The sequence below is a fragment of the Novosphingobium sp. HR1a genome (assembly GCF_015594425.1).
In the GTDB taxonomy this organism is placed as follows: domain Bacteria; phylum Pseudomonadota; class Alphaproteobacteria; order Sphingomonadales; family Sphingomonadaceae; genus Novosphingobium; species Novosphingobium resinovorum_A.
Genome location: NZ_JABXWS010000063.1, coordinates 92,901 through 117,260 on the forward strand (window position 1 = coordinate 92,901; position 24,360 = coordinate 117,260).

Sequence of the window (24,360 nt, forward strand, 5' to 3'; positions counted from 1 at the left end):
AGACAAGGACCCGCTAGGAATTGCCTGTGACAGTCCTGTTACGCAAAGCGCTCGAAGACGCCGGGAAGCCGTTACATTGCAAGATTAGAATGTTCGGCGGCCTGTTCGGCGCCGTTAGCCTTCCCCCATGCATCGGACAGGGGAAAACGAACACGGACGACAAGCCCCGGCCGCCCGTCCTCGAGTTCGACCGACGCGTCATGGAACTTCGCGATCGCCGCCACGAGCGACAGACCAAGCCCGTGGCCGGGGGTATGGCGACTGCGTTCGAGCCGTACGAACCGGCCGAAGACGCTCTTGCGGTCGGTATCGGGAATTCCCGGCCCGTCGTCACGCACGATGAGCACGGCCCCGGTTTCCGCGATCTCCACCAGAACGGAGGTCTCGCTGCCCGCGGGCGTATGCAGCAGGACATTTTCCAGAAGGTTGACCAGCATCTGGTTGATCAGGTCGGCGTCGGCTTCCAGCGTGACGGGGTGAAGGCAGCCGGTCCGCAGCACGCGCTTCGCGTCGGCAAAGGCCGGGGCGTACGAATCGACGACGTCCTCCACCAGAACATCCAGCCGGGTCCGCCGGACCTGCGCGCGCCTGCCGCCGGCTTCGACCTCGCTGATGCGCAGGATGGCGGTAAACAGCGCCAGAACTCCCGCCGTCTCGCGTGCGGCCGAACGCAGCAGTGCGAGACGCTGTGCCTCGTCGATCAGATCCTCGCTGCCAGCTTCGCTAAGGGTGCCCTGCAAACGGGTCAGCGGCGTACGCAAGTCATGGGCGAGATCGCTGGACACCTGCCTCAGATTGGTCATCAGGGCGTCGATACGGTCGAGCATGTGATTGAAGGTACGCGCATGCTCTGCGAACAGCCCTCCAAGACGATCCACCGAAATGCGCCGTGAATAGTCTCCGGCGATGATCGCCTGCGCCGTCACGAGGCTGGCTGCCAGCCGCTGTCTGATCAGATGGCTCAGCAATACGGCACTGCCAATGCCGAGAATCGTCGCCAGCACAAGCGCCGTGCCGCCGATCCGCCAGACGATCTTGCCCATTTCCTCGCCGGATTCGCTTTCGCCGACGATGGTAAGGTGCCCTCCATCCCGTAGTACCGTGGATACCGCGCGGGCCGCTCCCCAATCGCCGCCATACTGGCGAAACTCGACGTCGTGCAGATCCTGCCCGTCCCCCCTGACCTCGAGGTGCCCGGCTAGGCGCGTGCCGTTGCGATCGAGCAGGACGTAGCCGACACTGCTGATGTTCCGGCGATCCGCGAATTCGTGAATACGGCGCGCGACTTGCGCTGCACCGGGCGCAATACCGTTTGCCGGAGCGATCAGCCGCGCACGCTCGCGCTCGATGCGAAGGTCCACCGAGTGTGCCAGTTCGCGTTCGGTAAAGTGATAAGTCGCGACGCCGATCGCCGCCGTGCCCAGCACGAACACCAGACCGAACAGCCCGGCGAGTCCGAATACGCTGCGCGGGTTCAGCCGAGTTCCGGGCATGGCACCGCGTTGCGCAGGATGTAGCCGGTTCCGCGCACCGTCTCGATCGGATCCGTACCACCGTGGATGGTCAACTTGCCCCTCAGCCGGCTCATGTTGCTTTCGATGATGTTGGTGGACGGATCGAAGGAATAGCCCCAGACGCGCTCGATCAGCATTCTGCGCGTGACCATGCGGTCCGCATTGCGGACCAGTTCCGCCAGCAGCGCGAATTCCTTCTTGTTCAGGTGCAGCGGCTTGCCGTCACGGGTCGCGCGCAAGGTGGTCAGCACGATCTCGATGTCACCGGCCCCGAGGACGTCGGGACGCTCCGATGCGGGAAAGCGCCGGGCAATGGCGTTGAGTCGGGCAGCGACCTCCGCCACTTCGAACGGTTTGACGAGGTAGTCGTCGGCACCGGCATTCAGCCCTTCGATCCGGTCGTCCAGGGTGTTCAGAGCGCTGAGCATCAATACCGGCAAGTCGCGCGGCTTGCGCAGGAGCACCTCGATACCGTCCAGCCCGGGCAGCATGCGATCGAGCACCATGGCGTCATAATGATGCGCCGCGATGGCTTCGATCGCCGCCTCTCCCGACCCCGCCGTATCGACGAGGTGTCCGATCGCGGCTAGCCCGCGTGCGAGGAACGTCGCGATCTGGTCATCGTCCTCGACGATCAGCAAATGCATCTGGCTACCATGGTTGGGAAAATGTCATCGCCGAAGTGCACCGCAAATGTGACGTTCGCACGACACCTTCAGGCGCCGGCTGCAATCAACGCCACACGGGCGCCCGGCGTCAGGGCGTCGATGCGGACGGTCATGTTGTGGAGATGCGCTATGGCTTTCACCAGAGTAAGGCCCAGTCCGTTGCCGGGACTGCTGCGACTGTGTTCGGCGCGGTAGAACCGCTGGAAGACGGCTTCGCGCTCTTCGGCCGGAATGCCGCATCCGGTATCGCGCACGGCGACTTCCAGGCCGCCGGCGCGGTTCTTCAGTTCGACGACGACATGGCCGCCGGCGGGCGTGAACTTGATTGCATTGTCGATGAGGTTCGCGAACGCCTCGAACAGCAGGCTCGCATCGCCGTTGAGCGTGCATCGCCCTTCGGTATCGAAAGCCGTGATCAGAGTAAGGCCCTTCTCCTCGGCGGCAGGGTCGTAATAATCGACCACGTCGGCCAGGATGAGCGGCAGATCGACTTGCGAGAAGCCGCTGCGCCGGGCGCCGTCCTCCAGTTCGGCAATGCGCAGCATCGCGGTGAAAGTCCGCAGTACCCCGCGCAATTCGACGATCGCGTCATCGACCGCAAGGGCGTAATCCTCGCGCGTTTCCGCCCTTCGCTGAGAACGCTCCAGTCCTGCGAGGATGCGGGTCAACGGCGTTCGCAAGTCGTGCGCGATCCCGTCGCAGACGCCCTTCACGTCCTGCATCAGCCGTTCGATGTCGTCGAGCATGCCGTTCACGACATGGACAAGGCGATCGAGGTCGCCCGACGTGCCGCGCGCGGGCAATCGGCGCGACAAGTCGCCGCGCACGATCTCCTGGATCGCGTCGGCCACGGCGTCGAAGCGGCGCACCGCTCCCAGCCCGACGATCGTGGCGCCGCCCAGGCCGAGCACGGCGGTGATCAGGGCTCCCCAGGCCGCCGTACTGATGAAGGCTTCGTCGAATTCGCGCGATTCATGGAGGTTTTCGGCGATGATCGCGACCTCGCCCGATGGGTAGCGACGCGCCACGCCGCGATAGCGCAGCACCTTGGAACCGCGTCGAGCCGTCATGAAAAAGGGTTTGCCCGATGTCTCCAGCGTGTCCGGCAGCGGCAGCGGGTCGCCCGCCAGCCGCCGTCCCTCGGGAGCATAGAGCACGAATACCCGTTCCATGTTGCCACGATTGTCGGCCGCGTGAAGCGTGAAAAGGCGGCGGACTTCGGGGAGGTCCGCATCGAACCGGGCGGGCGCCTCCCGTTCCAGCCAGTTGTCGATGCCGGCAAGCAGAAAGCGTTCGGTCTGCAGGTACAGGAAGCCGAAGAGCACCGCCGAAGCCACACCGAACAGCGTCAGGAACAGCAGGGCAAGCCGAAAGCTGCCGGTGCGCGGAAGGTCAACCAGGCGCATGGAGCATGTACCCCGAGCCGCGCACGGTCTGGATCAGTTGCGGCGCGTCGGCGCGCTCGATCTTGCGGCGCAGCTTGCTGACGTGCACGTCGATCACATTGGTCGGCTCGTCGTAGTGATAGTGCCAGACTTCCTCGAACATCATCGTGCGGGTGACGATCTGTCCGGCGTGGCGCATCAGGTATTCCAGCAAGCGGAATTCGCGGGGCAGCAGTTCGATGCTGCGCCCGCCCCTGCGCACGGCCTGAGTCAGCAGGTCGAGTTCGAGATCGCCCACACGCAGCACCGTTTCGCGCTGCGGCGCGGTGTGCCGACGCAGCAGGGCATCGACGCGAGCGGTCAGTTCGAGGAATTCGAAGGGCTTCACCAGGTAGTCGTCACCGCCCGCCTTGAGCCCCCTTACGCGCTCGCCGACGTCCGACAGAGCGCTGAGCACGAGGACGGGCACATCGTCCCCGGTCGCCCGCAAGGTCGATACGATGGTCAGCCCGTCCATGCCGCCGGGCAGCATCCGGTCCACAACCAGCGCATCGAAGGATTCGGCCGCAGCGATCAGCAGTCCCTCGCGGCCGGTTCCGGCAAGCGTCACGTCGTGGCCGTGGTCGGTCAGGGCAGCGGCCACCTCCTCGGCGGTCTGCGCGTCGTCCTCGACGATCAGGATTCTCGCCATGTCACTGTCCGTGCTTCCTTCGTTGGGGTGCATACGAAACCGCATGGCACGCAGAGCCCCGGTGCTGCTAGAGCACCCTATGCCATGGCCGTGCGATTCACAGCTTCGCACAAACATTAAATCGGTTTCACGAAAGCGAACGCCCTTCATGCGGCTGCTGGTCATAGAGGACGACGATCGCGGAGCCTCCTACCTCGTGCGCGGGCTGCAGGAAAGCGGCCACGTCGTCGATCGTGCGCAGGAAGGAGAGACCGGCCTGATGCTGGCGACGGAGGGTTTCTACGACGTCGCCGTCATCGACCGGATGCTGCCGCGAATGGACGGCATCGCCATCGTGCAGGCCATGCGCAAGGCCGGGAACGACACCCCCGTCCTGATGCTCAGTGCCCTTTCGGGTGCACTGGACAAGGCCGAGGGCATTCGTGCCGGCTGCGACGACTACCTCGCCAAGCCTTACGCCTTCGCCGAACTGAGCGCGCGGATCGAAGCGCTGGCGCGGCGCGCCGATCGCGCGCGGTCGAATGCCGTGCTGAAAGTGGGCGACCTCTCGTTCGATCCGGCCAGCCGGCGCGCGGTGCGCGGGGCAGTGGACGTGGTGCTCCAGCACAAGGAGAGCCTGCTGCTGGAATTCCTGATGCGCAATGCCGGACGGATCGTCACCCGCACCATGCTGATCGAGGCGGCATGGGATTACGATTTCGAGCCCATAGACGCGCTGATCGACCGGCACATCCATCGCCTGCGCCGCAAGATCGATCGCGACCCGCCGGAGCAGTTGATCCAGACCGTTCACGGGGCAGGCTATCGCATGGCGGCGCCCATCCTTTGATCTTGGGCATTGGCGGACCCTAAAACGGATTTAATGTTCGAACGAACCACGCTCCATCGTCGGCCCGCTACCCGGTGCCGGTGCAGCATCATAACCTCGATACCGCCCGCATCGGGCCACGCCGCGATCCGCTGAAACCAGCGGGGCGGAGCCACGCGCCTCTTGCCCTGGCCGTTGCGCTGGCCGCCTCGCTCGGCGGCTGTTCGCTGACGCCCGCCTATCACCGCCCCTCGATCGCCCCCGTCGGTGCATGGGATACGCAGGCCGCTCAGCCAGCACTTCAGGGAGAGCCGCCGGCTACCGTGCGCAGCGACTGGTGGCGGCACTTCGCGAGCCCGGAACTCGATCGGCTCATGGAGCGCAGCCTGTCCGACAGTTTCACCCTGCAGGCCGCGGTCGCCCGGGTCCGTCAGGCGGAAGGCTCCGCACGGATCGTCGCCGCGCCGCTTGCGCCGTCGCTTTCGCTCAGCGGGACTGCCGGTGCATCTTCCGGCTCGACTTCAAGCCCGACGCGAAACGTGCTGGCGCAGGCCAGCTACGAACTCGATTTCTGGGGCAAAAACCGCGCGGCGGCGGGTTCCGGGGTCGCGCTCGCCCGGGCCAGCGCCTTCGATGCGGGGACGGTCGCGATGACGCTGTCCGCCTCGGTCGCAGACGAATACTTCACTGTCCTGTCGCTTCGCGAAAGGCTTGGCATAGCGCGGCAACAGGCGGACGATGCCCGCAAGGTGCTCGCTCTCATACAGGCCCAGCGGTCGGCCGGGACGGCGACGGACCTGCAACTGCGCCAGCAGGAAACCTCGATCGCCGGGCTCGACGCCGCCGTCCCGGCACTGGTACAGCAACTGAAGGTAGCGCAGGACGCCCTTGCGGTGCTGACCGGCCGACCGCCGGAAGGCTTTACCGTCGAGGGAGCCTCTCTCGACGATGTGCTGCGCCCCGCCATATCCCCAGACCTGCCGCCGCAACTGATGGCGCTGCGCCCCGACGTGCAGGCTGCCGAAGCCCGCCTCGTCTCCGCCAATTTCGATATCGGCGCGGCGCGTGCGGCGTTCTTTCCAAGCCTGTCGCTTTCCGCCAGCGGCGGCCTGCGCGCAGCGGGCGCCGGAAGCGTCTTCCCGCCAGTCGCCATCGCCGATGGCGCGGCCGGATTGCTCGCCCCGTTGTTCGACGGCGGGCGTCTCGGCGGCCAGCTCAAGGTCAGCCGCGCGAGGCAGGCCGAGCTTGTCGCCACGTACCGCCAGACGGTTCTCACCGCTTATCAGGAAGTCGAGGATGCGCTTGGCGCGATCGCCAATGCGCGTGCGCAGGAAGCCCTTCAGGAAGGCGGCGCCACTTCCGCGCAGCGCGCCGCCGCCCTTGCGATGACCCAATATCGTCTCGGCAGCGCCGATTACCTCAGCGTGCTGACTACGCAGCAGACGCTGTACCAAGCACGCGATTCCCTCGCCCAGACCCGGCTGACGCACCTGCAGGCGATCGTCAGCCTGTGCCGGGCGCTCGGCGGCGGCTTCGGCCGGGCCGACCTTCAGTTCGCGGCGGCGCCCACGTCACGCTCCGCTCCGCTTCAATCTCAGGAAAAATCCCGGTGAACGAAACCGAACACGCCCCTCATCAGGATCGGCCACGCCTGCCGCTGCATTGGAAGCTGGCGGGATTGTCCATGCTTGCCGTTGCGACCATCGCCGGTTTCGCCGTCTATGACGGCGGCCAGTCGGGCACCGCCAAGGCCGATGCCTCCGCCAAGCCGATACCGGTCGTCACCGGCATCGTCACGACCCGCGACATGCCGATCTGGATTTCCGGGATCGGCAGCGTCGCCCCGTTGAAGGTGGTGGACGTCAAGGCGCGGGTGGACGGCCAGATCATGCGCCTGGCCTTCAACGAGGGCGACGAGGTACAAGCAGGCCGCCTGCTCGCGCAGATCGATCCCCGGCCGTATCAGGCCGTGCTCGCGCAAGCGCAGGCCGCGCGGGCTCGGGACATGGCGCAGCTCGTCAATGCCCGGCAGGAAGTGTCGCGCACCGGTGCCCTGTCACAGGCCGGAGCGGGCACCACGCAAAGCTACGATGCCGCCAAGGCGCAGGCCGCAGCGCTCCAGGCCACCGTCGCTGCGGACGATGCCGCGATCGCCGCTGCCCAGCTCAATGTCGAATTCGCCGGGATCGTCGCGCCGATCGCGGGGCGTGTCGGCCTGCGACAGGTCAATCAGGGCAGCATGGTCCACGCCAGTGATACGACCGGTGTGGTCACGGTGACGCAGATGGCGCCGATCTCCGTGCTCTTCACCCTGCCCCAGGATTCGCTGGGAGAAGTGCTCACCGGCCAGCGCAGCGGTGCGCTTCCGGTGTCGGTCTATTCGCGGGACGGCGCCAGCCACATCGTCGATGGGCGGCTCCTGTTCGTGGGAAGCAACGTCGACCAGACGAACGGACAGTTCCAGCTCCGCGCCGAGTTCGGCAACGGCGACCGGGCACTGTGGCCGGGAGAATTCGTCTCCGCGCGCGTGCTCGTCCGTACCGACCGCGGGGTGGCGGTGGTGCCCAGCCAGGCCGTCCAGACCAGCGAGACCGGCCGCTACGTCTATGCCGTCAAGAGCGACGGCACCGCCGAGGTCCGCAACGTCAAGGCAGGCCCCGCCGTCGATGGCTTCACCGAAATCCTCTCGGGCCTGAAACCCGGGGAGAAAATCGTGGTCTCGGGCCAGTCGCGCCTGTCCGCAGGAGCACCCGTCAAGGCCCAATCGTCAGCGCAATCTGCAGCGGAGCAGGCACAATGAGCCTTTCCGCCGCCTTCATCAATCGCCGGGTCGGCACGTGCCTGCTGGCGATCGGCGTAGTCCTGCTGGGCCTGGTCGCCTACCTGTCCCTGCCGATCTCCTCGATGCCGCAGGTCGAGTATCCGACGATCTCGATTTCGGCCAGCCTGCCGGGTGCCAGCGCCGATACGATGGCGACTTCGGTGGCCACGCCGCTCGAACGCACGCTCACAAACATTCCCGGCGTCACGCAAATGACCTCGTCCAGCTCGCTCGGGCAGACGCAGATCACGTTGCAGTTCGACCTCAACCGCAACATCGACGGCGCCGCCGTGGACGTCCAGACCCAGATCAACGCGGCGGCGGGCCTGCTGCCCAAGAACATGCCCAACCCGCCGACCTACCACAAGGTCAACCCGGCGGGCGCGTCGATCTACTCGCTGGCGCTCACCTCCGACACGCTGCCGCTGACCGAAGTGGACCGTTATGCCGAGAACTACATCGCCCAGCCCATCTCGCAGCTGCCCGGCGTCGGCCTTGTAGACTACCACGGCCAGCTGCGACCGGCCGTGCGCGTCCGCGTCGATCCCGACCGCCTGACGGGCCTCGATCTGACGCTGGAGGACGTCCGCACGGTCATCGGCACATCAACGGTGAATGCGCCCAAAGGCACGCTCAACGGCCTTCACCAGTCGGTCGTGCTTAGTGCCACCGACCAGCTCATGGACGCCAAGGCTTATCGTAACGTCGTCGTCGCCTATCGCAACGGTGCCCCCATCCACCTAACGGACGTGGCCACCGTCGAGAACGCCCCCGAGGACGTCCATCAGGCCGCATGGTTCCAGGGCAAGCGCGCGATCATCGTCGACATCGCGCAGAGCCCCGGCTCCAACGTCATGAGCACCTTGAAGGGCATCAAGGACAAGCTGCCTGCGCTGGAAGCCTCGCTCCCCCCTTCTGTCCATCTTGCCGTAGTGGCCGACCGCACGCAGACGATCACCGGATCGGTGAACGACGTGCAACTGACGCTGATGATCACGATCGCGCTGGTGGTGATGGTGATCCTGGTATTTCTGCGCAACTTCTGGGCGACGCTGATCCCCAGCCTCACCATCCCGCTGTCGCTCATCGCCACGTTCGCGGTGATGTATGCGCTGGGCTACAGCCTCGACAACCTGTCGCTGATGGGACTGACGATCGCCGTCGGCTTCGTGGTGGACGACGCCATCGTCGTCATCGAGAACATCATGCGCCATATCGAGGAGGGCAAGTCGCCGATGGAGGCGGCGCTGCTAGGCTCGCGCGAGGTCGGCTTCACGATCATCTCGATGACGGTGTCGCTGATTGCGGTGTTCATCCCGATCCTCGCCATGGGCGGGCTGATCGGCCGACTGTTCCGCGAATTCGCCGTCACCATCACGGTCGCGCTGATCGCATCGGGAATCGTCTCGCTGACGGTCACGCCGATGCTGTGCGGCTGGCTGATCCGGGACGAGAAAGGGCGCAGGCACGGCCGCTTCCATCGCTGGTCCGAACGCTGGCTGACCGCGCTCAACGACGGCTACGAGCGGCTGCTCGACGTCGCGCTGCGGCACCAGCGACTGACGGTGCTCAGCTTTGTTGCCACCGTGGCACTAACCGGGGGCCTTTACGTCACGCTGCCCAAGGGGTTCTTCCCGCAGGTCGATACGAGCTTCGTGATCGGCACCATTCGCGGTGCACCGGATATTTCCTATGAAGACATTTCCAAGCGGCTGAACGCGGTCGCCAAGGTCACCATGGCCGATCCCGACGTCGATACGGTCGATTATTGGGCCGGCCCCAATCCGACGATGAGCGACGGGCGCATGATCCTCAACCTCAAGCCGCTCGACCAGCGTTCGGTGACGGCGGACGATATCCTCGCCCGCCTCGGCAAGAAGATCGCCGAAATCCCCGGCGTCACGCAAGGGCTGCAGGTTCGCCAGGACATCCAGATCGGCGCGCGCAGCGGCCTCGCCCAGTACCAGTACACTCTGCAGGACGGGAACCTGCCCGAACTCTACAAGTGGGCGACGATCCTGCAGGACAAGTTCAAGACCTTGCCCGAACTGCAGGACGTGTCATCCGACAAGCAGGCATCCTCGACGAGCATGACGCTGGAGATCGACCGGACCACCGCGTCGCGTCTTGGCGTGCAGGCGCAGGATATCGACAACACGCTCTACGACGCCTTCGGCCAGCGGCAGGTCGCCACGATCTTCGATCCGCTGAGCCAGTACTACGTTATCGAGGAAGTCGATCCGCGCTTCCAGCTGGACGCCGATGCCCTCACCCACCTCCACGTACGCTCCAGCACCACGCAGGCGCTGGTGCCGCTCAGCGCTCTGGTGCGCGTGAAGCAAGGCGTGGCGCCGGTGACGATCGCGCACCAGGGGCCGTTCCCCGCCGTAACGCTCTCGTTCAACCTGGCACCCGGCGTGGCGCTGGGCACGGCGGTCACAGCGATCCAGAACGCCGAACAGGCCGCCGGGATGCCCGCCACCGTGAAAGGCTCGTTCCAGGGCGCGGCGCAGGCGTTCCAGGCTTCGCTCAGCACGCAGCCTTTCCTCATCCTCGCCGCCATCGTGACGATCTACATCGTGCTGGGCGTGCTCTACGAAAGCGCGATCCATCCGCTGACGATCATCTCCACCCTGCCCTCTGCGGGTCTGGGCGCCTTGCTGGCGCTGATGCTGGCGGGCAAGGACCTGTCGATCATGGGAATCATCGGCATCCTGCTGCTGATCGGCATCGTCAAGAAGAACGCCATCATGATGATCGACTTCGCCCTCCACGCCCAGCGCGAGCGCGGACTGGCCGCGTTCGACGCGATCCGCGAAGCCTGCCTGCTGCGGTTCCGCCCGATCCTGATGACCACGCTTGCCGCGCTGCTCGGCGCGGTGCCGCTGGCGATCGGCTCCGGCGCCGGTGCGGAGCTGCGGCAGCCGCTGGGCATCGCCATCGTCGGCGGGCTGATCGTGTCGCAGGTACTCACGCTGTTCACCACGCCGGTGATCTTCCTGTGGTTCGAGCGACTGCGGGTATCCGGCCGCCGGTGGCGCGCGCGCAAGCAAGGGGAAGGCGCACCCGCTCAGGCCTAATCGCGCCGAAAGAAAAAGGCCCGCGAGGACAGTTCGTCCCCGCAGGCCTTTTTGCATCAATAGGTTAGCCTATCCGGCACCGTCAGCGCATTCCTCCGGCCGCCCATTCGACCGCGGCGTCGAACAGGCGCAGGCCCACCGGCGAGAGATTCGCGAACGTGTCGTTGCCCAAGAACATCATCACACGGCGCGCGGGTGCGATCGCTTCGTAATCCATCGTCGCGCCCTTCTCATAACCGAAGATCGCCGCCTTCTCGGGCTGGCCGTAGATCGTGGCGATCGTTGTCGCGCCAAGGCCGGGCTTACCCCAGCTCATGCCGGCCTGCTTGACATAAACGTTGGCGACCCCGGCCGGCAGGCCCGCCGCCATCGGCTGCGGCGCGTTGACGATCCACAGATAACGCTCCTTGTCGGCCTCCCCGAAATCGACGTCGTGCCGCTTTCCGGTCATCGCGAGATCGTCGAGGATGTCGTTCTCCCAGCTGAGCAGCGGCACCGCAAGCTGGCGCCAGCCCGGCTTCACGTCTTTGGAGGACACCGTGGATGACACGATGACCAGCGCGGCACCACGCGCGGTCCCGGGATCGGCGTCCTGGTTCTCGAAGCGGACCGCATAGCCTTTTTCCGCCAGATGCGCGCGCACCTTCTCGTCGATGGCAATGCTGGGGCCGCCCTGCTGCACCAGCATGACCACGTCGCGAGGCTTGGCGCCCGAAGCCCCCATGGCGGTCCCGGACGCGCAGAACGCTGCCAGCGTCAGGGCCAATGCGGTCAGCCCATAGCGAAGTTTCGTCATCATCAGACCCTTAGAATTCCAGCGAGGCGGCAAGCGAGAAGCGGCGGGTATCGCCGATCGACACGAAGTAGCTGTTCACCGCCGAAGGGTAATAGGTCTTGTCGAAGATGTTCTTCACGTTGAACTGCAGCCCCAGCTTGTGTCCGGCGATCTGCGTATCATACGTGATGAAGCCATCTGCCGTCACATAGCTCGGCAGGAAGAAGCTGTTGGCGGAATCGCCCGCCCGCCTGCCGACGTAGTGAGGGCCACCGCCCACTCGCAACCGGTCGTTGCCGACGATCTCGCCGAAGTCGTAGACCCCCGAAAGCGATGCGGTGTACTTCGCCGCGTTCCACAGCAGATTGCCGGCGAAAACAGGATCCTCCGTGGTCTTGCCATCGAGGTAAGCGAAGCTGCCGATCGCGCTCAGTTGCGGCAGAATCTGACCTGCAAGGTCCAGTTCGACGCCGCGCGCACGCGCCGCACCTGCGGTGCGGTAGTCGGTCTGCTTGGTCTGGTCGTTGAACTGCGAGACCAGCACGTTGCGCTTGTGGATGTCGAACAGTGCGAGGGTGCCGGTGATACGGCCGGGAATGTCGATCTTCGCGCCCACTTCCCACGAGCGCGCACGCTCCGGCGCAAAGCCGGAATCGAGCACAACGCCCGCAGACAGCGGGGCGATGGTGGAGGCCGGCTTGAGCGACTCGGAATAGCTGCCGTAGAGCGAGAAGGTCGGCGTCCACTTGTAGACCAGCCCTGCGCGTGGCAGCACCACGGTATCGTTCGTGTCGGTGTTCTGCTTGAAGGGCCGCCCGCGTCCAGCGATCTGGCTCCAGTGCAGGACGCGTGCGCCGCCCACCACGATAAGACGATCGGTGAGGTGCAACGTATCCTGCAGGAAGGCCGAATAATTGCGCAGCTTGTCTGTCTGCTCGCTGTCGCTGGCGGACACCGTGCTCGACGGCTGTTCCAGACCGTAGACCGGGTTCAGGTAGCTGAACGTGCTGGTCGTCGCCTGGCGCAGCAGGTCTTTGCGGTAGATCTTGCGCGATTCCGCCTCTACCCCGACCTGCAGATCGTGGCGCATGCCCAGCAGGTTCACGCTGCCGTCGATATAGGCGGTGCCGTAATAGTCCGTGCTGAGCGCGCCGTGCGTGGCGTCGTTGCTGCGCAGCAGAGTCCCACGCGCGGTATTGACGCCATTCACGCGCAACTGGTTCGCGTCGTAGGTTTCCTCGTTGTAGCTGAGGCTGAGATGCGCGGCCCAGCCGCCGCCCAGTTGCTGGTCGGCCGACATCTGCGCGAGGTGGCTCTGGCCGTTCATCGCGTTGAACGGCTCGTCCAGCCGCCGGGTGCGCGGAATGTCCAGAGGCTTGAGCGTCGCCGGATCGAGCGCAGTTCCGCGATCGAACGGCGCCAGGAAATCCCTATATTCGTACCAGAGCACGACTTGCGTGGTGGCGCCGTAATAGGCCAGCGACGGCGCGATCAGCGTTTCCCGGCGCTTGCCGAAATTGCGCCAGTAATCCTCGTTCACGTGATCGACGATCAGTCGATAGGCGAGACCCGTGCCGCCGATCGGACCGGTCGTGTCGAGCGTCGCGCCGTAGCCGTTGCGGGCATTCGCATAAGTCGACCCCGTCAGGGACACCACGGTTCGCGCATTCAACTGCGGCTTCTTGCTGACGACGTTGATGACCCCGCCCGGATCCATGATGCCGTAGAGCAGCGATGACGGCCCCTTGAGCACTTCGACGCTCTGCGCCGCGGCGTTAAACCCGCGCCCCTGCACCAGCGGCATGCCGTTATGCTGGATCGAACCGTCGCGATTGCCGCCGAAGCCGCGTTTCATGATCGTGTCCTGCGTGCCCGCAAGCGTATTGCCCTGCGTGATCCCGCTGACGTTGGAAAGTGCATCATCGAGATAGCGCGGCTTCTGGTCGCGCAGCACTTGCGCCGAGACGATGTTGACGACCTGCGGTACGTCGAGTGGCGGCAGCGAACTGCGCAAGGTCGAGGCGTCGGGCGTCGGCTGGTAACGGTCGTCGGCGCCGATCGCCACGGGTGCGGCGCGCGCAGTGACGATGATGTCCTGTCCGGCGACAGGTTCGCCGTTCACCGCCTGGGCCATGGCGGAAGCCGGGCATGCGGTGACACTGGCGGCAACGAGCCACGGCGAAAACACTGACTGGCGAATGAGACTTACTCCGGCGTTGACGAACCCGCCTCTCCGCCGCCCTTGCAATGCCATCTTATGATCTAGAGCAGGCCCTCTTAGCGACGGCCGTTCGGCTATCAATAATCACTATCAATCGCAAATTGATTTTCGGTAATGTTTGGGCACGCACGGAGCGTTTGCGGCGGTTTCCAGATCGTTCCTGTGCTGCCCCCGGAACGATCGACGAGCTCCGCGAAGGGGCCGAGACGATCCCTCAGGCGAAATATTTCTCGCTTATTGCAAATGCGTCTCAACTACTTCAATGGGGCGCAATCGCACATTGCAGGGAGATACACTTTGGCCGCGCCGCGCATTCATGCCCTCTCGTCGAACGCCTTTCACAGGATGGGTCTTGCGGCCGCAAGCATAACGGCCTTGCTGCCGATCGCTGCCGCGGCCCAGGCCGCCGACGAGAATGCTCCCGTCCGCGCGGATGAGATCGTGGTGACGGCCGACCGACGGGACACCTTCAGCGCCGACTACGTACAAGCGGGCACGTTCCGCGATTCGCTCCTGCGCGATACCCCGCTGACGATCGCGGTCATGACCAAGGACCTTCTTGAGGCGCAGCAGGCGCGCGGACTGATCGACGCCGTTCGCAATACGCCGGGCGTCACCCAGGCACAGATCAATACCGCGATCTACAGCAACCTCGCCATTCGCGGGATCGTCCTGAACAACTTCACCAACGTGCGCTGGAACGGCGTGCTGCCGATCGTCAACCTGATCGAGCAGCCCATCGAGAGCAAGGATCGCATCGAGGTGCTCAAGGGCGCGGCGGGGCTCTACTACGGATTCGCAACGCCGTCCGGCATCGTCAACCTGGTGACCGAGCGGCCGAACGCCGCGCCTGTGACCCGGTTCGATGTCCAGGGCGACAGCAACGGATCGGTTGGCGCGGGCTTCGACATCGGGCGCAGCTTCGGCGCGGCGGGCCTACGCGTGAACGCCGGAACCTCGATCATCGAGACCGGCCTCAAGCGCAGCGAGGGCATTCGCCGCTTTGCCTCAGGGTCGTTCGACTGGCGCCCAGCCGACGGGCTCGAAATCCTCCTCGACGCCGAATACAATTACAAGTCCGTCACCGAGCCGACCGAATTCAGCCTACCGGCTGCGGTGAACGGCGTCATCGCGATACCGCCGCTGCAGTCGCCGTCGAAGAACCTCGGCGCGGCCTGGATGCAGGGGCGCGGCTGGGAAACCAACCTGCTGGCCCGCATGAACTACGACCTGACGCCCGACTGGCGCATCTCCGCCGCGATCGGGCAGTCCTACCTCACCCGGGGGCGGGCCTATTCCTCGTTCGGCGGCTACAATCTGGCGACCGGCGACGGGACCGTCACGGTCGCCATGACGGACGGCAACGACTACAGGAACGTGATCTATCGCGGCGACCTGTCCGGCAAGTTCCGCACCGGACCGATCGAGCACAACCTGCTGCTCGGCGTGTCTTTCTACACCCGCGACAGCAACGTGCCGACCGCCGTGCGCTATAGCTTCGCGCAGAACCTCTATGATCCGGTAGTGATCCCGCGGCAGCCGACCCCGCCCCGGATCATCGCCAACCCCTCGCGCGTCGAAGACCTCGGGCTGTACATCTTCGATCGGGCTTCCCTCGGCGACTGGCTGCAGGCGACCGTCGGCTATCGCAAGACCGATTACAGCGACGTCAGCCGTACCACCAGCTACAAGATCAAGCCGGGCACCTGGACTTACGGCGTCATGGTGAAGCCGATCAGCTGGGCCAACATCTACGCCAACTACATCGAAGGGCTCGAACCCGGCCCGATCGCCCAGCAGATCGCGAACAATGCCGGCGAGATCCTGCCGGCCGCGATCAGCAAGCAGAAAGAAGTCGGCATCAAGATCGAACCGCTCCGGGGCCTGCTCGCGACCGGCGCCTACTTCCACATCAAGCGGCCCTCGGCCTATCTCAACAGCGCGAACGTCTTCGTCCAGGATGCCGAGGCCGCGTACGAAGGCGCCGAGTTCAGCCTGGTCGGCGAAGTCGTACCCAACCTGTCGATCGCCGCCAGCGCCATGTATCTCGATGCCATGCAGAAGTCCGGCAACGCCACCGTGGTCGGCAAGCTGATCGAGAACGTGTCGAAATATTCCGGATCGCTGTTCCTCGAATACCGCGTTCCGGTGGTCGAGGGCTTGCGAGTTTCGGCGGGCATGTTCCATGTCGGCCGCAGGGCCGTCAACGCGCTCAACCAGGGCTTCGTCCCGGGCTACGAGACGTTCGACCTTGGCGCCAGCTATACGTTCGACCTTTTGGGCAACCGCACCACGGCGCGCATCTACGGTGAGAACATCACGGGCAAGCGCTACTGGGCATCGACCGGATCGAGCCTGCTCGCACAGGGCCTGCCGGCGACGGTCAAACTGAGCATCTCCACGCAGTTTCCGTAAGCAGCCAAACGGGTGACGGGCCGTCAGGATGGGCCGGACGGAAAGGCAATCCGGACCGTCAGGCCCGAGGCATTCCCGGGGATCGTGCAGACTGCATCGTGCAGGGCTGCGATCGCCGCCACCAGCGCCAGGCCGAGCCCCGAACCCTCGGTATGGCGGCTGGCATCGAGGCGATAGAACCGCCGGAAGACGTTGGCGCGCTCCGACACCGGGATACCTTGCCCGGTATCGGACACCTCGGCCACGATGCCCCCATTTTCCACGAAGAGCCGGGACGTGATCGTCGTTCCCGCCGGCGTGTGGACGATGGCGTTCTCCACCAGGTTGGTGAAGAGCTGCGCCAGCAGTTCCCCGTCGCCGTCCACGACGATGCCCGGTGCGTGGTCGGCGAGATAGATGTGCTCGGCATCCTCGGCCACCGGGGCATAAGCCTGATGGACGCGGTCCATCAGTTCGCTGAGATCTACCTGCGTGAAGCGCCGGCGCCCGACCCCACCTTCGAGCGCGCCGATCCGCAGCAGCGCCTGAAAGGTCGCGAGGATACCGGACGTCTGTTCAAGGGCGTCGTCGATCATCGCCGGTTCGATCTCGGGGCTGTCCTGCATCTGCTCAAGCCGCTGGTGCAGACGGCTGAGCGGCGTGCGCAAATCATGCGCGATGTCGTTCGAAACCTGCCGCAGTGCCTCCATCGCCGCCGCGTTGCGATCAAGCATCCGATTCAGGTTCCGCGCGAGTTCGTCGAATTCCGGGCCTAGGCCGATCATCGGCAGCCGCTCCGCTCGGTCCCCCTCGACGATGCGATCGACCGCGCCGTTTACCCGGTCGAGACGACGCACGAAGAGCCTCCCGGTGAGATATCCGCCCAGCAGTGCGAAGAGCGTGATGCCGATCCCGCTGAGCAGGGTGAAGCGGCCGAGCCGGTGGCGCAGCATCTGCACGTCGTAGTTGTCGCTGGCCACGACCAGCCGCAACCCGTCCGGCAGACGCGCGCCGAGCGTAGTCATGCTTTCCCGGCGCGTGCCTTGCTGGCCCGGCTCGGGCTCTATCACGTTCACCGTGCTCCAGCCCTCCGTCATCGCCGTCGCCGGAAGATCGCCGAACAGGCGGCGGCCTGCGACATCGAGCAGCAGGTAGCGATAGGGTGCCTCGGGACGAACGCCTGCGTGACGGGCCATCGCGTCGGTCAGACCGGATTGCCCGAGTTGCGCGTATTCGCCCTGAAGCACGCTCATCTCCGCCTGCAGGCCGCCGTTCGTCGCTTCGGTGGCATAGCGCCCGATCTGCTCTTCGACGACGATCAGCAGCGCGGCCGCACCGATGGCGAAGACCCCGGCGAGAAGCAGCGCGAAACGGAAGGCCGCGCTGCGGATCGGCCCGGAAGCCCGGCGCTTAGGCCGGTGCTCAGGCGGCATCGATTCGATACCCCGCGCCGCGCAAGGTCTGGATCAGTTCCTTGCCGAAGCCGCGATCCACTTTCGCGCGCAACCGGCTCATGTGGCTCTCGATCACGTTGGTCTTGGGGTCGAAGTGGAACGACCAGACGTTTTCCAGCAGCATGGCCCGCGTGACCACTTCGCCCGCGTGGAGCATCAGGTATTCCAGCAACTTCAGTTCCTGCTGCTGCAGGTCGATACGCTGGCCACCGCGCATCACCGTCCGCTTCACCCGGTCAAGTTCAAGATCGTCTATCCGCAGCAAGGTCTGCAGTTCGACGATCGGCGGCCGCCGCGCGAGCGCATTCACCCGGGCGAGCAGTTCGCTGGCCGCGAAAGGCTTGGCAAGGTAATCGTCGGCCCCGGCTTCCAGGCCCTCGACCCGGTCCTCCACCCCGTTCATCGCGGTCAGGAAAAGCGCCGGACTTCGTACGCCCATCGCCCGCAAGGCCTTGAGCGCCCCTAGCCCGTCGAGCCCCGGCACCATGCGGTCGAGGATCAGCACGGCATGATCGCCGGTCGAACCCAGGAAGATCGCGTCCTGTCCGGTGGAGCAGACATCCACGACATGTCCGGCCGCGCTCAACACGCGCTCGAGGTGCGCCTTGGTCGCGTCGTCGTCCTCGAGAAGCAGGATTTTCATGCCGTGTCCTTTTTCGCTCGCATCGGATGCATCTGCAAGTTGGCAAAAAACAATGTTTCAATCATCTTGGGCAAAGGTTCAGTTGTTTATGTTCGCGTCATAGAGCAGTCCCGCTCTTAAGGATGCCATGATGAAAACTTCCAGCATCATCGTCGCACTTGCCCTGGTAGGTGCCGGATCTTCGGTTGCGTCGGCCAAGCCCGCCGCGCTGAAAGGCGGGGAATACGCCGCCCAGGCCAAGGTCACTCTCGCATCGGCGCGCATCGCCGCGCTGAAGGCACGGCCCGGCACGATCACGGACCAGGAACTGGAGAAGGAAAAGGGCGGCAGCGGCCTGCGCTATTCCTTCGACATCACCAGCCACGGCAAGCCATTCGAAGTGGGCGTCGATGCCAAGACCGGCGCGATCCTCGAGAATGCCGCCGAAGGCAAGAACCCGGACTGATACACCTGCGACGGGGCGGTTGCTTGGCCGCCCCGCCCTCTTTGCAAAGACACCCTACCGGTATGGACAGGCATCGTTTTAGGCACTCCGTAGCGATCTTGCTTGCCGTGGCCGTCACCGGTTGCGCGCGCTACACCCCCCTGCCGCTCTCGACCGCCGCCCCGCTTGCGCCGAGCCTCGGCGCCCTCGATGCATCGACGCCGCAAGCTCCCCTGACCGTCGCGCAGGTGATAACGCTGGCGCTCGCCAACAACCCCGACCTCAAGGCAGCGCGCCTGCAACGCGGCATCGCCGCCGGACAGACGGAGCAGGCCGGGCTGCTTGCCAACCCCTCGCTGAGTGCTGCGTTCCTGCCGTTGCTGTCGGGTGCCGGAACGGTTCCCGCCTGGAACCTCGGCCTCGCGCAGGACATCAAGAGCATCCTGACGTACAAGTCGCGCCAGCGCGCGGCCCGTGCCAGCGAGCGGCAAGTGGACGCCAGCGTCGTCTGGCAGGAATGGCAGGTCGCAGGCCAGGCCCGGCAGATCGCCACCGACCTGATCATCGGCGCCCGCAACCGCCAGAACTATCTCGCGGCCTATCAGCTCCTCGCCGAACGCAGCGCCAAGCTGGACAAGGCCCTCGCCAGCCAGACCGTCACGCTGGTGACCGTCGCTCCCGATCGTGTCGCTCTGCAATCCGCCCGCTCCGCGCTGGACGCGCTCGACCAGCAGCAGTTGAACCTGCGACACCAGCTCAATGCTCTGCTGGGCCTGTCCCCGGAAGTGGTTGTCCCCCTCGCCGCCGAGCCTGATCTGCCGCCGTTCGATCCCGCGCAAGTGCGCGGCGAGATCGCCACCCTGCCCGATCGGCGACCGGACCTGTTGGCCCTGCGCATGGGATATGCCGCATCTGACGAGCAACTGCGTCAGGCGATCCAGTCGCAGTTCCCCGACCTCATCCTCGGCGGCAGCGTCGCCAGCGACAATGCCAAGGTCATCAATGGCGGCCCGAACCTGCAGATCGGCCTGCCGATCTTCGATCAGGGCCAGGCCGCCGTCGCGACTGCCCGCGCGACCCGCGCACAGTTGCATGCCGATTACGATGCCCGCCTCTCCGCGGCCATCGGCACGATCGGTTCGCTGCTGCGCGAGTACGAGCAGTTGTCGGCGCAACTGGAGGTCGCCAGGCGCGACCTGCCGAACGCACGCGCCGCCGCCGCTCGCGCCCAGGCCGCGTTCGGCGCATCAAATCTGGACGAGCGCGGCTATGTCGACCTCGTCCTGAACCGCTTCACCAAGGAACAGGAAATCATGACGCTGGAGCTTGCCCTGCTCGATCGCCAGATCGCGATCCAGACGCTTGTTGGCGCCGGGCTGCCGACCGTCGATCTTGAATCGACGACCCCGGTGGACGCCCGATGAAAAGGCTTTTCGCTTTCTCGGCCGTGGCGCTGCTGGCGGGCTGCGGCTCGAATGCACCGACGCCGACCCCCTCGCCCACCGTGCTCGTCACCACGATCCCGGCCAGGCAGGGTTCCCTGCCGGCAACGGTCGTGGCCTACGGATCGGTCGGCCCGGCCCTCAACGGCACCATGACGTTCAGCGAGGCCCAGCCCGGCCAAGTGACCGCACTGGCCGTCGCGCCGGGCATGGCCGTGCATGCCGGACAGACGCTGGCGACGTTCGTCACCGCGCCCGCATCGCGCAGCGGCTACCTGCAGGCCGTGACCGCCCTTGCCGCGGCACGCAAGCAGGAGGCCAGCACCGCGCAGCTCCTGTCCCAGCAGCTTGCCACGCGTGACCAGCTGACCCAGGCCACCAAGGCCGTCACCGATGCGCAGACCGCACTCGCCGCCTTGCAGGCGGACGGCGCCGGCCGAGCCAGCCACACCATCGTCGCCCCGTTCGACGGGGTCGTCACGACCGTCGCCGTCGCGCAAGGGGACCGCACGCAGGCCGGAGCCCCGATCCTCACCGTCGCAAAGGCAGGCGGGATCGTCGTAACCGTAGGCGTCGATCCGGCGGCGCGGGCCGGGATCGCCGTCGGCCAGTCCGCCAGCCTCAAGCGCCTTTCGGGCGGCGGCGACCTGCGCGGCAAGGTGATCCGCGTGGACAGCGCACTGAACGCGACCAGCCGCCTCATCGACGTCGATCTCAGCTTCCCCGCCGGTACGCTGCTGCCGGGCGAATCGATGCAGGTCGCGATCGAGACGGGCGCAGTCCAGGGCTGGGTCGTGCCGCACAAGGCGGTCGTCACCGCCGGAGGTCCGTCCCGCGTGTTCCAGATCATCGGCGGCAAGGCCCAGTCGGTGCCCGTTCAGGTCCTGCTCTCGTCCGACAAGGGCGATGTAGTCCAGGGCAAGCTCGACGCCAGCCGCCCGCTGATCGTCGATGGCGCCTATCAGGTCGATGACGGCGGAGCCGTACGCCGGAGCAACCGATGATCGAGAAATTGCTGGGCTCGCAATCGCGGGCCATCGTCCTGGTCGCGCTGGCAATGGCGCTCGCCGGGATCGTCGCCGCCCTCGCACTGCCGATCGGGCTGTTCCCGCAAGTCTCCTTCCCCCGCGTTGTGGTGGACCTCGATGCCGGCAGCCGCCCTGCCGACCAGACCGCGCTGACCGTCACGCGCCCGGTGGAAGAGGCGATCCGCGCCATTCCCGGCGTGCAGAACGTGCGTTCGGAAACGAGCCGGGGCTCCGCGCAGATCTCGGTCGATTTCGGCTGGGGCCGCGACATGATCGCCAGCACCCAGCTGGTCGATACCGCCGTTGGCCGGGTCGTGCCGACACTGCCTGCGGGCACGCAGTACGACGTGCGCCGCATGGATCCCACGGTCTTCCCGATCATCTCCTACGCTCTGGTTTCCGACAAGGTCGATCCGGTTACCTTGCAGGATTTCGCCAGGTACCAGATCACCCCCCTGCTCTCGTCGATCAGCGGCCTGGCGCGCATCGGCGTGCAGGGCGGCGACACGGCAGAAGTGCAGGTCCTCGCCGACCCGCACCGCCTGGCCGACTACAACCTGTCGATGACCGACCTCTCCACCGCCATCAAAAGCGGCAACGTCCTGAGCGCGGTGGGCCAGGTGCAGGATCGCGGCCGCCTCTCGCTAGTGATCGCCGACCGCAGCGTCAGCAGCGCCGCCCAGATCGGCGACATCGTGGTCAAGGCCACGCCCACCGGCGTGGTGCGCGTGCGCGACGTCGCGACCGTGCAGAACGGCGCGCTTCCAGTCTGGCAGCGCATCGTCGAAGACGGCAAACCGGCCGTCCTCTTCAACATCTACGAACAACCGGACGGCAACGCGGTCAAGATCGCGCAGGAAGTCGAGCAGAAGCTGAACGGCCTCAAGCTGCCCCCAGGCGTCAAGCTGGTGAACTGGTACGACCAGAGCCAGCTCGTCACGCAGTCCGTCTCCAGCGTGCGCGACGCGGTGCTGATCGGCCTCGTCCTCGCCGGTCTCGTCCTCTTGTGGTTCCTGCGCAGTTGGCGGGTGACGCTGGTGGCGGTGATCGTGGTGCCGGCAACGCTGGCCATCACCGTGCTGGTGCTGAGCATGCTGGGGATGAGCTTCAACATCATGACCCTTGGCGGCATCGCAGCGGCGGTCGGCCTGCTGATCGACGACGTCATCGTCATGGTCGAGCATATCGCCCGCCGTGCAGGCGCCCGGGACGCCGACGGCAAGCTCGCCGGAGACGCCGCCGTCATGCCCGCCGCGCGGGAGTTCATGACCCCGCTGACCGGGTCGAGCATGGCGACGCTGATCGTCTTCCTGCCTCTTTCGTTCCTGACCGGCGTGACCGGCGCGTTCTCCAAGGCGCTGTCGGTGACGATGGCGGCGGCGCTGGCGATCTCCTGGGCGATGACCGCATTCGTCGTGCCCATTCTCGCCCGCCGACTGGTGGACTTCAACAAGTGGCATGACCCCGGCGCGGCCGGAGAGGGCCGTCTCGCGCACGTCCACGACGGCGCGCTCGACCGCCTGTCCGCGCGGCCCTGGCTGCTCGCGGTGATCGCGGTGCCGCTGCTCGTCATCGGCTACGTCGGATATTCCAATGTGCCCACCGGCTTCATGCCGAAGGTAGACGAGGGCGGTTTCGTCATGGACTACCGGACTCCGGCGGGCACCTCGCTGGACGAAACCGGCAGGCAGGTTGGCCAGATCGACGCGATGCTGCGCGCCAATCCCGAAGTCGCGACGTTCTCCCGCCGCCTCGGCACCGGCCTTGGCGGAGACCTTGGCCAGAGCTACCACGGCGACTACTTCGTGCGCCTGAAACCGGATCACAGCCGCCCCACCGAGGAAATCGCCGCCGCCGTAGCCGACGAGATCGCCGTCAAGGTGCCCGGCGTGCAGGTCGAGGTCGCGCAGCTGATCGAGGACCTTATCGGCGATCTCACCGCCGTGCCGCAGCCGATCGAGGTCAAGCTCTACGCCTCGGACCCGTCGATCCTCGAAGGGGAAGCGCAGAAGGTCGCCGCGACGATCAGCAAGATCTCCGGCGTCGTCGAGGTCAACGACGGTGTCCAGCTGGCAGGCGATGCGCTCAACGTCCATGTCGATCCGGTTCGCGCCGGGATGGAAGGGGTCGTCCCCGCCGACGTCGAGAGCCAGCTGTCCACCGCGCTGACCGGGGCCGTCGCAACGACGCTGGCCCAGCCCAACAAGGCCGTCGACGTCCGCGTGCGCCTGCCCGACGCCATGACCATGAGCGAAGCGGGTCTTGCCCAGCTGCCGATCCGGGCCACCGATGGCCACGTCTTCCCGCTGTCACGCGTGGCGACGATCGAGCCGGTCACCGGGCAGCCGCAGATCGGGCGCGAGAACCTGGAGCCGATGATCGCCGTCACCGGCCGTATCCAGGGCCGCGGGATCGGCGCGGCAGTCGCCGACGTCACCACCGCCCTCGACAAGCCCGGCACCCTGAGCCCCGGCGTACGCTACGAACTGGGCGGCCTCTACCAGCAGCAGCAGATCGCGTTCTCTGGGCTCATCAAGGTGTTCGCCGCCGCGCTGATCGCCGAACTGGTGTTGCTGCTGGTACTGTACCGCCGCTTCTGGCTGCCGGTCATCATCATCGGCTGTTCGCTGCTCTCGACGACCTCGGTGTTCACGGCGCTGTGGCTGGCGGGCGTCGATCTCAACATCACGGCGCTGATGGGGATGACGATGATCATCGGAATCGGCACCGAGATGGCGATCTTCTACGTCTCGGAGTTCGAGGAACTGGCCCACACCATGCCGCCGGAGCAGGCCACGCGCGAGGCAAGCCGCAACCGCCTGCGTCCCATCACGATGACGACGCTCGCGGCGATCCTGACGCTGCTGCCGCTCGCCTTCGCGATCGGACAGGGATCGGGCATCCAGCAACCGCTGGCCATCGCGATCATCGCCGGTCTGCTGCTGCAGTATCCGCTGGTCCTGCTGGCGATGCCGGTGCTGGTGCGGCTGACCCTGCCGAAGACCGCGTGAC

17 protein-coding genes are annotated in these 24,360 nt (G+C 65.9%); 9 read left to right on the top strand and 8 right to left on the bottom strand.

Annotation, left to right across the window (positions count from 1 at the left end; genetic code table 11):
• Window positions 1-71: 71 nt before the first annotated feature.
• From HWN72_RS17895 to HWN72_RS17910, 4 genes are all read right to left on the bottom strand, one after another.
• A complete protein-coding gene (locus HWN72_RS17895) occupies window positions 72-1,493 on the bottom strand; it encodes a HAMP domain-containing sensor histidine kinase (protein WP_051587055.1) in 1,422 nt (473 codons plus the stop codon).
• Complete coding sequence (locus tag HWN72_RS17900) at window positions 1,475-2,161, bottom strand: response regulator transcription factor (RefSeq protein WP_008828630.1); 687 nt, start codon at window positions 2,159-2,161, stop codon at window positions 1,475-1,477. The genes HWN72_RS17895 and HWN72_RS17900 overlap by 19 nt, the downstream gene beginning before the upstream one ends.
• A gap of 68 nt (window positions 2,162-2,229) precedes the next feature.
• Complete coding sequence (locus tag HWN72_RS17905) at window positions 2,230-3,588, bottom strand: ATP-binding protein (protein WP_211150913.1); 1,359 nt, start codon at window positions 3,586-3,588, stop codon at window positions 2,230-2,232.
• Window positions 3,575-4,258 carry a response regulator transcription factor gene (locus tag HWN72_RS17910; protein WP_008828632.1) on the bottom strand — a complete coding sequence of 228 codons (684 nt, stop codon included), beginning with the start codon at window positions 4,256-4,258 and terminating at the stop codon, window positions 3,575-3,577. The genes HWN72_RS17905 and HWN72_RS17910 overlap by 14 nt, the downstream gene beginning before the upstream one ends.
• A gap of 148 nt (window positions 4,259-4,406) precedes the next feature.
• On the opposite strand from HWN72_RS17910, the gene HWN72_RS17915 reads away from it, so the two are divergent.
• The 4 genes from HWN72_RS17915 (at window position 4,407) to HWN72_RS17930 (ending at window position 10,967) form a co-directional block, all read left to right on the top strand.
• Window positions 4,407-5,087 (top strand): response regulator transcription factor, encoded by a 681-nt coding sequence (locus HWN72_RS17915; RefSeq protein ID WP_036528359.1) that lies wholly within the window; start codon window positions 4,407-4,409, stop codon window positions 5,085-5,087.
• A gap of 80 nt (window positions 5,088-5,167) precedes the next feature.
• Complete coding sequence (locus tag HWN72_RS17920; RefSeq protein WP_231958338.1) at window positions 5,168-6,679, top strand: efflux transporter outer membrane subunit; 1,512 nt, start codon at window positions 5,168-5,170, stop codon at window positions 6,677-6,679.
• A complete protein-coding gene (locus HWN72_RS17925) occupies window positions 6,676-7,866 on the top strand; it encodes an efflux RND transporter periplasmic adaptor subunit (RefSeq protein ID WP_051587058.1) in 1,191 nt (396 codons plus the stop codon). Before HWN72_RS17920 ends, HWN72_RS17925 begins: the two co-directional genes overlap by 4 nt.
• Window positions 7,863-10,967 carry an efflux RND transporter permease subunit gene (locus tag HWN72_RS17930; RefSeq protein ID WP_211150914.1) on the top strand — a complete coding sequence of 1,035 codons (3,105 nt, stop codon included), beginning with the start codon at window positions 7,863-7,865 and terminating at the stop codon, window positions 10,965-10,967. Before HWN72_RS17925 ends, HWN72_RS17930 begins: the two co-directional genes overlap by 4 nt.
• A gap of 82 nt (window positions 10,968-11,049) precedes the next feature.
• Here HWN72_RS17930 and HWN72_RS17935 read toward each other — a convergent pair whose 3' ends face one another.
• Both HWN72_RS17935 and HWN72_RS17940 read right to left on the bottom strand, forming a co-directional pair.
• The gene (locus tag HWN72_RS17935; RefSeq protein ID WP_248006094.1) at window positions 11,050-11,763 is read right to left on the bottom strand and encodes a hypothetical protein; all 714 of its coding nucleotides are present in this window, start codon (window positions 11,761-11,763) and stop codon (window positions 11,050-11,052) included.
• A 10-nt stretch (window positions 11,764-11,773) separates the two neighbouring features.
• Entirely contained in the window at window positions 11,774-13,876 is a 2,103-nt protein-coding gene (locus HWN72_RS17940) for a TonB-dependent siderophore receptor (RefSeq protein WP_211150915.1), read from the bottom strand.
• Window positions 13,877-14,338: 462 nt separating this feature from the next.
• Between HWN72_RS17940 and HWN72_RS17945 the strand changes: the two genes are divergently transcribed.
• On the top strand, window positions 14,339-16,378 hold the full coding sequence (locus HWN72_RS17945; protein ID WP_162177416.1) for a TonB-dependent siderophore receptor: 2,040 nt from the start codon (window positions 14,339-14,341) through the stop codon (window positions 16,376-16,378).
• Between the two features lie 23 nt (window positions 16,379-16,401).
• Here HWN72_RS17945 and HWN72_RS17950 read toward each other — a convergent pair whose 3' ends face one another.
• Both HWN72_RS17950 and HWN72_RS17955 read right to left on the bottom strand, forming a co-directional pair.
• Window positions 16,402-17,790: an ATP-binding protein gene (locus HWN72_RS17950; protein ID WP_051587060.1), complete on the bottom strand. Its 1,389-nt coding sequence runs from the start codon at window positions 17,788-17,790 to the stop codon at window positions 16,402-16,404.
• Window positions 17,780-18,454 carry a response regulator transcription factor gene (locus tag HWN72_RS17955; RefSeq protein ID WP_008828764.1) on the bottom strand — a complete coding sequence of 225 codons (675 nt, stop codon included), beginning with the start codon at window positions 18,452-18,454 and terminating at the stop codon, window positions 17,780-17,782. The genes HWN72_RS17950 and HWN72_RS17955 overlap by 11 nt, the downstream gene beginning before the upstream one ends.
• Before the next feature lie 130 nt (window positions 18,455-18,584).
• On the opposite strand from HWN72_RS17955, the gene HWN72_RS17960 reads away from it, so the two are divergent.
• The 4 genes from HWN72_RS17960 to HWN72_RS17975 all read left to right on the top strand — a co-directional run bounded on the left by HWN72_RS17960 (window position 18,585) and on the right by HWN72_RS17975 (window position 24,359).
• The gene (locus HWN72_RS17960) at window positions 18,585-18,899 is read left to right on the top strand and encodes a PepSY domain-containing protein (RefSeq protein WP_008828763.1); all 315 of its coding nucleotides are present in this window, start codon (window positions 18,585-18,587) and stop codon (window positions 18,897-18,899) included.
• A gap of 98 nt (window positions 18,900-18,997) precedes the next feature.
• The gene (locus tag HWN72_RS17965) at window positions 18,998-20,302 is read left to right on the top strand and encodes a TolC family protein (protein WP_036528363.1); all 1,305 of its coding nucleotides are present in this window, start codon (window positions 18,998-19,000) and stop codon (window positions 20,300-20,302) included.
• Window positions 20,299-21,324 (top strand): efflux RND transporter periplasmic adaptor subunit, encoded by a 1,026-nt coding sequence (locus tag HWN72_RS17970; RefSeq protein WP_036528364.1) that lies wholly within the window; start codon window positions 20,299-20,301, stop codon window positions 21,322-21,324. The genes HWN72_RS17965 and HWN72_RS17970 overlap by 4 nt, the downstream gene beginning before the upstream one ends.
• Entirely contained in the window at window positions 21,321-24,359 is a 3,039-nt protein-coding gene (locus HWN72_RS17975) for an efflux RND transporter permease subunit (protein WP_211150916.1), read from the top strand. The genes HWN72_RS17970 and HWN72_RS17975 overlap by 4 nt, the downstream gene beginning before the upstream one ends.
• Window position 24,360: the final 1 nt, after the last annotated feature.